Origin of the sequence: Enterobacter sp. ENT02, from assembly GCF_019219165.1 — a bacterium.
Lineage (GTDB): Bacteria > Pseudomonadota > Gammaproteobacteria > Enterobacterales > Enterobacteriaceae > Enterobacter > Enterobacter mori.
The window spans coordinates 883,987-896,808 of sequence record NZ_JAHUWD010000001.1 but is presented as its reverse complement, the minus strand read 5'-3'; the positions used below and the strand labels follow the sequence as shown (position 1 = coordinate 896,808).

At 54.5% G+C, this 12,822-nt stretch carries 12 protein-coding genes and 1 riboswitch; of the genes, 5 read left to right on the top strand and 7 right to left on the bottom strand.

The window, feature by feature from the left end; genetic code table 11:
* Nucleotides 1-18 precede the first annotated feature (18 nt).
* The 4 genes from KW829_RS04115 to KW829_RS04100 all read right to left on the bottom strand — a co-directional run bounded on the left by KW829_RS04115 (nucleotide 19) and on the right by KW829_RS04100 (nucleotide 3,601).
* Nucleotides 19-1,395 (bottom strand): diaminobutyrate--2-oxoglutarate transaminase, encoded by a 1,377-nt coding sequence (locus tag KW829_RS04115; RefSeq protein ID WP_014884533.1) that lies wholly within the window; start codon nucleotides 1,393-1,395, stop codon nucleotides 19-21.
* Between the two features lie 313 nt (nucleotides 1,396-1,708).
* Nucleotides 1,709-2,146: a hypothetical protein gene (locus KW829_RS04110; protein ID WP_010433665.1), complete on the bottom strand. Its 438-nt coding sequence runs from the start codon at nucleotides 2,144-2,146 to the stop codon at nucleotides 1,709-1,711.
* Nucleotides 2,147-2,155: 9 nt separating this feature from the next.
* Nucleotides 2,156-2,380, bottom strand: coding sequence for a hypothetical protein (locus KW829_RS04105; RefSeq protein ID WP_041951437.1), 225 nt, complete (start codon nucleotides 2,378-2,380; stop codon nucleotides 2,156-2,158).
* Between the two features lie 180 nt (nucleotides 2,381-2,560).
* Complete coding sequence (locus KW829_RS04100) at nucleotides 2,561-3,601, bottom strand: YadA C-terminal domain-containing protein (protein ID WP_218307661.1); 1,041 nt, start codon at nucleotides 3,599-3,601, stop codon at nucleotides 2,561-2,563.
* Between the two features lie 705 nt (nucleotides 3,602-4,306).
* Nucleotides 4,307-4,403, top strand: a riboswitch (TPP riboswitch).
* Nucleotides 4,404-4,438: 35 nt separating this feature from the next.
* On the opposite strand from KW829_RS04100, the gene thiM reads away from it, so the two are divergent.
* The 3 genes from thiM to KW829_RS04085 are packed head-to-tail and all read left to right on the top strand — an operon-like array spanning nucleotide 4,439 to nucleotide 6,795.
* Nucleotides 4,439-5,209 carry a hydroxyethylthiazole kinase gene (thiM, locus tag KW829_RS04095; RefSeq protein WP_218307660.1) on the top strand — a complete coding sequence of 257 codons (771 nt, stop codon included), beginning with the start codon at nucleotides 4,439-4,441 and terminating at the stop codon, nucleotides 5,207-5,209.
* The gene (thiD, locus tag KW829_RS04090) at nucleotides 5,206-6,006 is read left to right on the top strand and encodes a bifunctional hydroxymethylpyrimidine kinase/phosphomethylpyrimidine kinase (RefSeq protein WP_218307659.1); all 801 of its coding nucleotides are present in this window, start codon (nucleotides 5,206-5,208) and stop codon (nucleotides 6,004-6,006) included. The genes thiM and thiD overlap by 4 nt, the downstream gene beginning before the upstream one ends.
* A 42-nt stretch (nucleotides 6,007-6,048) precedes the next feature.
* A complete protein-coding gene (locus KW829_RS04085; RefSeq protein ID WP_218307658.1) occupies nucleotides 6,049-6,795 on the top strand; it encodes a GntR family transcriptional regulator in 747 nt (248 codons plus the stop codon).
* Here KW829_RS04085 and KW829_RS04080 read toward each other — a convergent pair.
* From KW829_RS04080 to KW829_RS04070, 3 genes are read right to left on the bottom strand one after another with little or no spacing between them, the layout of a single operon-like run.
* A complete protein-coding gene (locus KW829_RS04080; protein WP_218307657.1) occupies nucleotides 6,769-7,722 on the bottom strand; it encodes a PfkB family carbohydrate kinase in 954 nt (317 codons plus the stop codon). The genes KW829_RS04085 and KW829_RS04080 overlap by 27 nt on opposite strands.
* Nucleotides 7,719-8,723, bottom strand: coding sequence for an ADP-ribosylglycohydrolase family protein (locus KW829_RS04075; RefSeq protein WP_218307656.1), 1,005 nt, complete (start codon nucleotides 8,721-8,723; stop codon nucleotides 7,719-7,721). Before KW829_RS04075 ends, KW829_RS04080 begins: the two co-directional genes overlap by 4 nt.
* Entirely contained in the window at nucleotides 8,720-9,997 is a 1,278-nt protein-coding gene (locus KW829_RS04070; protein ID WP_089599315.1) for a nucleoside permease, read from the bottom strand. Before KW829_RS04070 ends, KW829_RS04075 begins: the two co-directional genes overlap by 4 nt.
* 251 nt (nucleotides 9,998-10,248) lie before the next feature.
* Here KW829_RS04070 and fbaB point away from each other — a divergent pair, with 251 nt between their 5' ends.
* Both fbaB and KW829_RS04060 read left to right on the top strand, forming a co-directional pair.
* Nucleotides 10,249-11,301, top strand: coding sequence for a class I fructose-bisphosphate aldolase (gene fbaB, locus KW829_RS04065; RefSeq protein ID WP_218307655.1), 1,053 nt, complete (start codon nucleotides 10,249-10,251; stop codon nucleotides 11,299-11,301).
* 343 nt (nucleotides 11,302-11,644) lie between these two features.
* Nucleotides 11,645-12,799, top strand: coding sequence for a mandelate racemase family protein (locus tag KW829_RS04060; protein ID WP_218307654.1), 1,155 nt, complete (start codon nucleotides 11,645-11,647; stop codon nucleotides 12,797-12,799).
* The last annotated feature ends 23 nt before the right edge of the window (nucleotides 12,800-12,822 follow it).

Here is a 12,822-nt window from a genome sequence, read left to right as displayed (position 1 = left end):
CGTAATCAACAACTCCGGTTACGCCGGGCGAACGCCCGCAGCAAGCAGTGCCTGCTCGAATTTATCCAGGAAGATTTTCAGCTCTTCATCGCTGATCAGCAGAGACGGCAGCAGACGCAGAACGATACCGTTACGACCGCCACGCTCCAGAATCAGACCGGCTTCGAAGCACTTCTTCTGAATCAGTGCAGACAGCTCGCCGTCGCCAGGGAAGCAACCCATGTGGTCAGCCGCTTCGTGTGGCTTAACGATCTCAATACCGATCATCATGCCCAGGCCGCGCACGTGTCCGATAACCGGGTAGCGCTTCGCCATCTCTTTCAGCTGGCCTTTCAGCCATTCGCCCTGTGCAGCCACTTTGCCTGCGATGTTCTGGTCTTTCAGGATTTTCAGCGTCGTCAGACCGGTTGCCATCGCCAGCTGGTTGCCGCGGAAGGTGCCGGTGTGGTGGCCTGGCGCCCACGCATCGAACTGCTTTTTGATACCGAGTACGGCCAGCGGCAGACCGCCACCGACAGCTTTAGACATCACGATGATGTCTGGCTCAATGCCCGCGTGTTCGAAGGCGAAGAATTTACCGGTACGGGCAAAGCCAGCCTGAACTTCGTCGAGGATCAACAGAATGCCGTGTTCCTGAGTCACTTTACGGATGCGCTGCAGCCACTCAGCCGGAGCCGGGTTCACGCCGCCTTCGCCCTGAACGGCTTCAAGGATCACCGCAGCAGGTTTACGCACGCCGCTTTCAACGTCGTTGATCAGGTTATCGAAGTAGTAGGTCAGCGCTTTCACGCCCGCTTCACCACCGATACCCAGCGGGCAACGGTACTCATGCGGATAAGGCATGAACTGGACTTCTGGCATCATACCGTCAACCGCTTCTTTCGGAGACAGGTTGCCGGTCACGGACAGTGCGCCGTGGGTCATACCGTGGTAACCACCAGAGAAGCTGATGATACCGCTACGACCGGTCACTTTTTTCGCCAGCTTCAGCGCCGCTTCAACGGCGTCAGCACCGGATGGACCGGTGAACTGCAGGCAGTACTCTTTGCCCTGACCAGGCAGCAGAGAGAGCAGGTATTCAGAAAACGCGTCTTTCAGAGGCGTCGTCAGATCCAGAGTATGTAACGGCAAGCCGCTGGTAATGACATTTTGGATGCTTTTCAGCACATCAGGATGGTTATGGCCAAGCGCAAGGGTCCCTGCGCCTGCTAAACAGTCAAGGTATTCTTTATTATCTGCATCGGTGATCCACACGCCTTCTGCTTTAGTGATGGCTAAAGGCAGTTTGCGCGGATAACTCCTGACGTTAGATTCAAACTCGGCCTGACGGGCCAGATAGGTTTCGTTGCTTTTGTGGGCATCTACGGTGTCAATACGGACTTTATCCGTCATCATATCACTCCTACAACCGCCGCTTCGTTATGAGCCACGATTGAATAAAAAGTTAAAAAACAGATGGGGGCCTGAAAAAAACGCCGCCAATATAGAGCCTTTTGCCACGGGGCTCAATGGTTAATTTGTTTACTGTTTTGTGACAGAGGGCACAGGGGGAGGGTTATCCCCGTTTTCAGAAAGAAAATTGCACTTTATGCACAATAAAAACAGCCGCTTATAGTGGTTTTGTCAGAACTGTAAAAATAGAGAAAAGAGTGTGACAAATCGTGCTTTTCGCTGATGAAAAAGGAGGCGGAAGGCCTCCTTGAACACGTTATTTCTGCTTAACCTGCAAAATGCCGTGGTCGCGACCCTGGGTTTTATTCCAGGAGGCATCGGTAATACCGTTCTCATCAAGGCTAAATGATATAACAACGCCATTTCCATGAATCTCATAGAACGCCGCATTCAGACGTTTGACGGTGGCCTTCTTGCCATTAATGGTCGCGCTAAAAAAGCCGTTGGAAATCGTGGCATTAACGGTTGATGACGAAAAGGTGGCCGCGCGCATCGGATCGTGAACGGTCGTCGTTTGGTCGTGTTGCGCCGCGTTTTCCGCTTTCGTTTTAGTGATATCGCAAGAGCCATCGCCATCGCTTATCTGGGTGCATCCGGAGCGCTCCAGCTGCGCGCGATAGTGGGCGTTAATGGCATGTGCCGGGGTCGCAGCGATTGCGAACAGCAGAGTAATCACTGTTAACTGTGCTTTCATCATTAAACCTTAATTGTGGTGAGCATGTTTATGTGCATTTTCTGTCGTTCTTGCCGCATTCGCATAAGCGGCAGAGAGCGAAGCGTTATTAATGCCTTGTTGTCTTTGCTGTTCGGACAAATAGCACGTGTCATAACTTACGCCTTTCGCCGTGCAGCTAGCGATGCGCTGATCGGGCGATACGCACCCCGCAAGCATAAATATACTCGCCACGGTAATAATTAATTTTTTCATTTTATACCTTATAAACTACACAGATAATAGGATAAATACATCACGCCTATCCAAATCCCTACGCCAATTAGCATCAGGTACAGCACGGCTGAGATGAATATATATCTGGACATGTTTTTTGCTATCATCGATATTCTCACCAGAAACGAGCGAGTTATATATGTATCAGCGGTGTTTTATTCAAAAACCGATCCCGATACCCGCGCCCATCGCAAGATCGTTATTTGTCGAATCGCTAATGCCAGCTTTGATCACTGTATGTTCACCGGCATGGAAAGACGCACCAACGCTGATAGCTTGCTCATTCTTAAATGACCCTACACCAGCAGAGAACATCATAGCCTGATCTTTTTCGACCTGTGGCATTGATGCAATCGCAACGGCAGAGGCTACTCCACCACGCGCTTCTTTCTTGTTGTCGTCGACTTCATCCTTCAGGTTTTTGAATTGAGCATTGCTTGAAGATTGTGCTTGTGCAAATACTTGTTGAGCAGCTTTCAGATCTTTAGCTTGTGCTGTAGTTTGTGTATTAAGTGACTTAACCAGATTGATAGTTTTAGTATCGACTTCTTTCTTAGTGATGGTAGTCGTAACGCCGTTCTTACCATTCACACCATCTTTACCATTCAACCCATTCTTACCATCTTTCCCGTTAACGCCGTTTTTCCCGTCTACGCCGTCTTTACCTGCTTTACCGTCAATACCATTTTTACCATCAGCACCATCTTTACCAGCAATACCCTGTACACCTTGCGCACCTGTAGCCCCATCTTTACCATCGATCCCGTTTTTACCATCAATACCATCTTTCGGGGTAGGCTGGTTTTCCAGTGCTGTAATGCGGGTAGAGTTAGCATTAGCTGTATCTTGTGCAATCTGTGCTTTATCAGCAAGAAGCTGTTTCGCGCCTTGCAGGTCATTATTAATCAGAATCACAGCATCTTTAGTATCATTCACATCTTTGTTTGTAGCTGTGATTTGATTTTGAAGCCCTTTATCAGTTTGATGCAGAGTAGGGAGATCAGTAAACACGATACCAGCTACATCATTAGATAAGCCGTCTGTTTTACCCTGCAAGTTAGTGATTGCAGTTTCTACCGTTTCACCTGTAGCCATTTCAACATCGCTAGCAGGGGTAGCAGCATAAGCAATATTCATTGAACCAGCAAAAAGAGCACCAAAAATAGCAACAGTAATCACTGATTTATTAAGTGGTTTCATTGTAAAGACTCGCAATATTCTATAGATAAAATAAACGGTAGTGTTATTACCAACGTTTGGTATGGCAGAGCAAAAAGAGTAAGTTCAAATATGTCAAATTTTGTAAAGAAACATCTATTTGTTTTATGTAACGGTGGTGAACTATAGATAATTCGCGCTTAAAATTATTGATTTAGGTCAAGTAAAGCACCAATAGCTAAAGTGGTATGTTGCGGTGAGTCTTTAATTTTTCTTTGTTTATCAGTGATTTAAAGTTTTCACGGAAAAGGCTTTAGTTAAGTTTATGATTAGAATGGAATTTTATTTCACTTTTTTAGGTGGTTTATTTTACTGCTTAGGTAGTGGAGTTATTTAATGATTCATTTCATTTGAAACGAAGAGCTTTTAAAGGTGAAAGTAAACATTGAAATGCGCGCTGATTAATCGCGGTGATTAAAATTTACGTTTTAGGAATAACCAATGAGAGAGGGATGTAACTGGAAAGATAAAAGAGAATCGTTAACTTCTTATACGTATCTACTATGTTGCTTCTTATCGTCGCTCTAACTAATACCTTTCGGTACTATTAGTCTTTGGTGTTCGCTCCTGCCGTGCGTGATTCAGCTATTCCAGATGCGGTAAATCGAAAAATCTTGCACCCTGCCTACTGCCCCGGTTACACTAAATACTCACAAACTATTGATTTGTAATTAATTGTTTTATAAGTATTTTGACTCGGGGTGCCCTTCTTTGTGAAGGCTGAGAAATACCCGTATTACCTGATCTGGATAATGCCAGCGTAGGGAAGTCAGATGCCTTCCCGGTCATCGCTTCTTCACGCAAGGCAGGAGCGAACCCATGCAGCCTGACCTGCTCGATTTACACGTTTTACATCAGTTCCGAACCCGTTCCCCGCTCACGCACTGTATGACCAACGATGTTGTACAGACCTTCACGGCCAACGTGTTGCTGGCTCTCGGTGCATCGCCAGCGATGGTGATTGAGGCCGAAGAGGCCGAGCAGTTTGCTGAAATCGCCGATGCGCTGCTGATTAACGTTGGCACGCTGACCGCACCGCGCGCCCAGTCGATGCGTCGGGCGATTGAACGCGCGGTGGCGGCGGGTAAGCCCTGGACGCTCGACCCGGTTGCCGTTGGCGCGCTCGCGTTCCGCACCCGCTTTTGCCATCAAATTCTCTCCCTTAAACCAGCCGCGATCCGCGGTAACGCCTCTGAAATCCTTGCCCTTGCAGGGATGAGCGCGGGCGGGCGCGGCGTTGATACCACCGACACAGCAGCCAGCGCGGTACCTGCCGCGCAGGCTTTGGCGCGTCAGACAAATGCAATTGTTGTGGTCACGGGAGAAGTGGATTACATCACCGATGGACAGCGCACGCGCACCGTAACGGGCGGTGACCCGCTTATGACACGCGTGGTGGGCACCGGGTGTGCGCTCTCGGCTGTCGTGGCGGCGAGCTGCTCGCTGCCGGGTGATCGCCTGGATAACGTCGCTGCTGCCTGCGGATGGATGAAGCGAGCTGGCTCAATCGCTATTGCGCAGTCTCGTGGCCCGGGCAGTTTTGCCAGCGCGTTTCTGGATGCGCTCTACACGCTGGAGGAGCTGGCATGAAGCGGATTAACGCACTGACCATTGCCGGTACCGATCCCAGCGGCGGCGCGGGTATCCAGGCTGACCTGAAAACCTTCTCCGCCCTTGGTGCATACGGCTGTTCCGTCATTACCGCGCTGGTGGCGCAAAACACGCGCGGCGTGCAGTCGGTCTACCGTATCGAACCGGATTTTGTTGCCGCGCAGCTGGATTCGGTGTTCAGCGACGTGCGCATCGATATCACCAAGATCGGCATGCTGGCTGAAACGGACATTGTGGAAGCGGTGGCCGAACGGCTTAAGCGTTATCAGGTGCAAAACGTGGTGCTGGATACCGTCATGCTGGCGAAAAGTGGCGACCCGCTGCTCTCCGCCTCCGCCGTGGAGACGCTGCGCACAAAACTGCTGCCGCAGGTGGCGTTGATCACGCCCAATCTGCCGGAAGCCGCCGCGCTGTTGGGCACATCGCATGCGCAAACTGAACGCGAAATGAAAGCGCAGGGGAACGCGCTTCTGGCGATGGGCTGCGGCGCGGTGCTGATGAAGGGCGGTCATCTTGATGATGCCGAAAGCCCGGACTGGCTATTTACCCGAGACGGCGAAATGCGTTTTACCGCGCCGCGCGTGCAGACCAAAAACACCCACGGTACGGGCTGCACGCTCTCTGCCGCGCTTGCTGCGCTGCGTCCACGGCATGACAGCTGGGCCGATACGGTGGGCGAAGCTAAAATCTGGCTCTCCGCGGCGCTGGCAAAAGCCGATACTCTGGAAGTCGGTCACGGTATTGGGCCGGTTCATCATTTTCATGCATGGTGGTAACCCAGTATACTGGCAGGAAACACCACGCCTGAGAAAACAGAGATGGAACAAGCGCATACCCGGTTAATCGCTCAACTGAATGAACGGATCGCCGCGCCGGACAACACGCCGCTGTACCTGAAATTTGCCGAAACGGTAAAAAATGCGGTGCGAAGCGGCATGCTGGAGCACGGGAATATTTTGCCCGGCGAGCGCGATCTGAGCCAGTTAACCGGCGTGTCGCGCATTACCGTGCGTAAAGCGATGCAGGCGCTGGAGGAAGAGGGCGTGGTCACGCGCTCCCGTGGCTATGGCACGCAAATCAATAACATCTTCGAGTATTCGCTGAAAGAGGCGCGCGGGTTCTCTCAACAGGTGGTCCTGCGCGGTCAAAAACCCAATACGCTGTGGGTCAACAAGCGGGTGGTGAAGTGTCCCGAAGAGGTGGCGAACCATCTTTCAATTCCCCCCGAGAGCGAGGTTTTCCTGCTCAAGCGTATTCGCTACGTTGACGATGACGCCGTCTCGATTGAGGAGTCCTGGGTGCCGACGGGATTTATCCCCGACCCTGATGCGATTGGCGTCTCGCTTTACGATTACTTCCGCAGCCAGAATATCTTCCCGCAGCGTACCCGTTCGCGCGTAAGCGCCCGTATGCCGGACAGCGAATTTCAGGCGCACATTAAGATGGACGAAAAAATACCGGTGCTGGTGATCAAGCAGGTTGCGCTTGACCAACAGCACCGGCCGATTGAGTACAGCATCAGCTACTGTCGCAGCGATCTATACGTCTTTGTGTGCGAGGAGTAATTCGTCGCGAGTCGGTGCGCAATCGCCGCCGCGGTGGCTGACCACCCAGGACGCCACGGCATTCCCCAGCAGAACTGCATCTGCCAGCGACCATCCCGCCGCCAGCCCGGCAAGCGTGCCGCCCGCGTGGCTGTCGCCTGCGCCAATGGTATCCACAACCGTCGCCGGAAATGCCGAAACGACGCCCGAGACGTCACCTTCATACCACGCGGCACCGTCTTTATCATGGCGCACAATCAGCGCGGCACCGAAACGCTGCTGCCACTGCGTGCCGAGGGTTTCCACTTCAACACCCAGTCTTTCTGCGGCAAGCTCCGCCTCCTGGCGATTGAGCGACACAATTGGTCTGCAGGCCATAATCCGCGCCATCAGCGCATCGGGGATATCCGCGATGCGGGGACCGAAATCGATAAATGCCGTCACGTCCTGCAACCCCTCCAGCCAGCGTGTCAGCAGCTCGCCGCTCGGTGAGGCCAACTGATAGCCGGATAAATAGACCAGGCTGTTTTGCGGAACGTGAAGCGCATCCAGCCAACGCTGCTGCCACTGGTTCTCCACGCCGCTAAAGGACATAAAGGTGCGCTCGCCGTCTGGCTCCACCAGCGCCAGACACCAGCCGTTGTCACCCATATCGGCTTCCACCGCGCTGTGCAAATCCTGCTTCGCCATGGCGTTGCGAATAATATCCGCCCACACGCCGTGGCCGACGGGCAGGGCATTTTGCGCCGCAATGCCGAGCCGTTTCAGGGCGATGGCGATATTGAGCGCGCAGCCGCCGATATTGACGCCCTGCTGTTTAAGCTCGATATCGCACCCGCGCCAGGGCAGGGCGTAAGCGTCGGCGATGACGTCTATCACCGCCGCGCCCAGCACCGTCACCGGGCGCGTGGCGTGCAAGGTTTCAAGGCGCTGAGCCAAAGACGTCATATGCCCTCCCGTTGCTCCCGATAGTGCAGGAGTTTTTCGCAGTAGTGACCGAAATCGAGCTGGTTAACGGCGTCGAGTTCGGCCTTCAGTATCGGGTCAATGGCCTGCACGCCGTGCAATGCGCCGCAGATTGCTGTGGCCATTGCGCCAATGGTGTCGGTATCGCCGCCCAGGTTGGCACATAAAATGGCGCAGCGGTTTGGGTCGGTTCCCGCCAGTTCGACCATCGCAATGGCCGTCGGAACGGATTCTATGGTGCTGGTTCCGGCACCCACGAGCTGATACACCTGCTCGCTGGCGGACTCAATCCCGTTGGCTTCTCGTACGGTTTTAAGCGCGAGTTCAATACGCGCCGCGAGTGATGCGCTGAAAGTGGTGGTTTTCGCCTCCTGCGCAAAGCGGGCGATCCCCGGCAGGGCATCAACGATGTTCTGCCAGCTTTCGCCGTCGACGGCGCGGGAAATCGCCCAGGCAATCACCACCGCACCGGCAATGGCGAGATCGGATTTATGGGTCGGGCTGGAGGCCAGCGCCACCTGCTCAACAAAATGCTCCAGGCGCGTGGCCGGGAGCAGGCAGCCCAGCGGAGAGGCGCGCATCGCCGCCCCGTTGGTCACGCCGTTGTTTTCCAGTTCGCTCACCGGCTTGCCGTCGCGAATGGCGTTGAGGGCAATTTTCGAGGTGGGGCCGAGCACGTTCTTATTAAACGCGTCGAAATCCAGCGCCCAGCGAAGAATATGCTTTCCGATAACGTCCGCGTTAATCTGCCCGTCGCACTCGATAATCGCATCCGCCAGACAGAGCGCCATCGAGGTATCGTCGGTGAACTCTGCCTGGTTGAAATAGCAGGCCGCGTTATTCTCTGCCGGGCCGGGTAAGAAACGGTCGATCCAGCCGAAGTGCGCCTTGACGCGCTTTCTCGGCCACAGCTCCGACGGCATGCCCATCGCATCCCCTAACGCCTGCCCGTAAAGGGCACCGAGAACACGTTCTTGTTTCATTTAACTTCCCCTTGTGTCAGCGCGGTATCGCCATCAACCACCTCAATTGCGGTGATCTCTTTATCCGATTCGCGGAAAAACAGCATAAACAGCACGGCAATCACGGCAATCATGATTGCACCAAATGTCCACATTCCGGCCCAGTTGAAGGTCAGCCCATTCACCGGCTCTTTGTAAGCGAACATTTTTTCCATCATCACGCCGCCCAGGCGGTAACCCAGCAGGCTACCAAAGCCCTGACAGCACAGCGTGATCAAGCCCTGCGCCGCGGTGCGCATGTGCGCTGGCGCTTTTTTGTCCACGTAGATGTACGCGGTCACGTAATAGAAGTCGTAGCTTACGCCGTGCAACAAAATGCCGAGGAACAGCAGGGCGTAGGTGAAGTACTGTTCCGCACCGCCGTAAACAAAGAAGCCGTAGCGGATGGCAGCGGTAATAAGCCCCAGCAGCAAGACCTTCTTAATACCAAAGCGTTTGGTAAAGAACGGCAGTGCCAGCATAAAGAAGATTTCGGAGAACTGGCCCAGCGTCATCCAGCCGGTGGCGTTTTTCATGCCGACTTCGGTGAGATAGCCGTTGGCGAAAATGTAGTAGAAGGCCAGCGGCATGGCGAACAGGAACGAGCAGAAGAAGAACACCAGGAAGTTTCTGTCGCGCAGCAGGATCAGCGCGTCCAGCCCCAGCATCACCTTAAAGTCCAGCTTGCCGGTGCTCTTCGGCGGCGTATTTGGCAGGAACAGGGCAAAGACGCCGAGCAGGGCGGAGCTGGCTGCGGTCATCAGCAGCGGGATATTGGTATCGGAAATGTCGCTATAGCCCATCATCTGCGGCAGGAACCCGCACGCCAGGCCTGAGGCGATCCAGCCGATGGTGCCCATCACGCGGATGCGCGGAAAGTCTGCCTCGACGTCATCCACGTTGGCGAAGGCAATGCTGTTGGTCAGCGCGATGGTCGGCATATAGGTCAGGGAGTAGGCCAGCAGCAACGGGAAGAAGGTGCTGAACTGGGTTTGCTGTGCGGCGAAGTACATCAGAATCGCACCGGCGAACATCAGCACCGCCAGCACTTTCTGGGCGGCGAAGAAGCGGTCCGTCAGCGAGCCGACCAGAATCGGTGAAAGAATTGCGGCAATCGCGGTGCAGGCATAAGACCAGCCGATTTCCCCGGCGGTAAAACCGCTTTTGCTCAGCCACAGCCACAGCGGCACAAACCAGGCGCCCCAGATAAACCATTCAACAAACATCATGAATGACAGTTGGACTTTCGTTTTCATTTTTTAATCCTGCATGTCAGTGAGGGTACGCCTTTAACATACCACTTAATAATACCTTTTAAATACCTTTGGGGTGAATGTTTGATCAGTGTAACAAAATTGTTGTACATGAAACGAGCCAGCAGATTGTGCTTAAAAAAGTTGCAGACGGTGGAAAATCTGTTAAGTCGGTACCAGGCTTAGTCTGCCTGCAAAAATGTGGGTTTGGATCACACGCTCCGACGCGACGTCGGACTTACGGGAGCATCACTATGACTGATATTGCGCAGTTGCTTGGCAAAGACGCCGACAGCCTCTTACAGCATCGTTGTATGACCATTCCAGCTGACCAGCTCTACCTGCCCGGGCACGACTACGTGGACCGCGTGATGGTGGACAACAACCGTCCGCCTGCCGTGCTGCGAAACATGCAGACGCTCTATAACACCGGGCGACTGGGCGGCACTGGATATCTCTCTATTCTGCCGGTAGACCAGGGCGTTGAGCACTCTGCGGGGGCATCCTTCGCTGCCAATCCGCTCTATTTCGATCCGAAGAACATTGTCGAACTGGCGATTGAAGCGGGCTGTAACTGCGTGGCATCGACCTACGGCGTGCTGGCCTCCGTCTCGCGTCGCTATGCCCACCGCATTCCGTTCCTCGTCAAACTGAACCATAACGAAACCCTGAGCTACCCAACGGAATATGACCAGACCCTGTACGCCAGCGTGGAGCAGGCATTCAATATGGGGGCGGTGGCAGTGGGAGCGACCATTTACTTTGGCTCTGAACAGTCTCGTCGTCAGATTGAAGAGATCTCTGCCGCCTTCGAACGCGCGCACGAGCTGGGGATGGTGACGGTGCTATGGGCGTATCTGCGAAACAACGCGTTCAAAAAAGACGGCGTGGACTACCACGTGGCAGCCGATCTGACCGGCCAGGCGAACCATCTGGCGGCGACCATCGGCGCGGATATCGTGAAGCAAAAAATGGCCGAGAACAACGGCGGCTATAAGGCGGTGAACTTCGGCTATACCGACGATCGCGTTTACAGCAAACTGACCAGCGATAACCCGATCGATCTCGTGCGCTACCAGCTGGCGAACTGCTATATGGGCCGCGCGGGGCTGATTAACTCCGGCGGGGCGGCAGGCGGTGATACTGACCTGTCAGACGCGGTGCGTACGGCGGTGATCAACAAACGCGCGGGCGGCATGGGGCTGATCCTGGGCCGTAAGGCGTTTAAGAAATCTATGGCCGACGGCGTGAAGCTGATTAATGCGGTTCAGGACGTCTATCTGGACAGTAAAGTGACGATTGCTTAAGACATTATTTCTCCCTCTCCTTCCGGGAGAGGGGCGGGGTGAGGGCCTCAGGCCACTCAGCCGCTAATGCCGGGCGGCACGTTGTTTGCCCGGCCTACAGCCTGAATCAGCTTTATATTTGAAATAGTATTTCATTTCTCCAGAACTCCTCTCCCGATCCACCTCACACTTCCCCCTTCTTTTGTGAAAACTGTCACTCCTTCCCGTGCATATGCACAAAAAATGGTCAGCGCTTAGCGGAATTTGTCTAAGGCAGCGGACGAATTTTGCGCTTAAAGTTAGTTTCGAAACGGCTTTTCAAAATTCGAATCGCGCTGAACCTCTGTCGTCTTAAGGACTGATAATGAAAATTGAATCTGTAAACGTCACCGTCTTCCAGTACCCGACGCGTCGGGTTTCCGACGCTGCCGGGCATTCGCATCCGGGGCCTGAGAGCATGGCTAAAATGGCGATGCTTTCTATTACGGCAGACGATGGCACCAAAGGGTATTCCTTCGCGCCGCCGGAAGTGGTGCGCCCCTTTGTGGTCAACACCTTCTTTCGCAAGGTGCTGGTCGGCCAGGACGCGTTCAACCGCGAGCGCATCTGGCAGGATCTGGCGCACTGGCAGCGCGGTAGCGCGCATCAGTTGACCGAGCGCGCGCTGGGCTTCGTCGAACAGGCGCTGTGGGATCTGATTGGCCGCAAGCTCAACATGCCGGTCTGGAAGCTGCTGGGCGGCTATCGCGACAAGGTCCCGGCCTACGGCAGCACCATGTGCGGTGACGATCTGCCGGGGGGGCTATCCACGCCGGACGAGTACGCCCGCTTTGCCGAGATGCTGGTGTCGCGCGGGTACAAGGCCATCAAGCTGCATACCTGGATGCCGCCGGTCTCCTTTGCCCCCAACCCGAAGATGGACGTCAAAGCCTGCGCCGCCGTGCGTGAAGCGGTTGGCCCGGATATCGATCTCATGATCGACGGCTATCACTGGTACAGCCGCACCGAGGCGCTGTACATCGGCAAGGAGCTGGAAAAACTCAACTTCGCCTGGTTCGAAGAGCCGATGGAGGAGGAGAGCATGGCCTCCTATGCCTGGCTGGCGGAAAACCTGTCGATCCCGATTATCGGCCCGGAAAGCCTGGGCGGAAAACACCACAGCCGCGCGGACTGGATCAAAGCCGGGGCGTGCGACATCCTGCGCGCGGGCGCCAACGGCGTGGGCGGCATCTCTCCGACGCTGAAGGTGGCTAACCTGGCGGAAGCCTTCGGGATGGATTGCGAAGTACACGGCAACGGCGCGGCGAGCCTGGCGGTGATTGGCGCCATCAAAAACTGCCGTTGGTACGAGCGCGGCCTGCTGCACCCGTTCCTCGACTACGACAAACCGGCGGCGTACCTCAACAGCCTGGTCGACCCGATGGACGAACACGGCATGGTCAGCCTGCCGACCCGCCCGGGACTGGGCGAAGACATTAATTTTGCATATATCGAAGCCAATACCGTCAGCCACGACTGACAGATAAAAACGTACCCTACAGG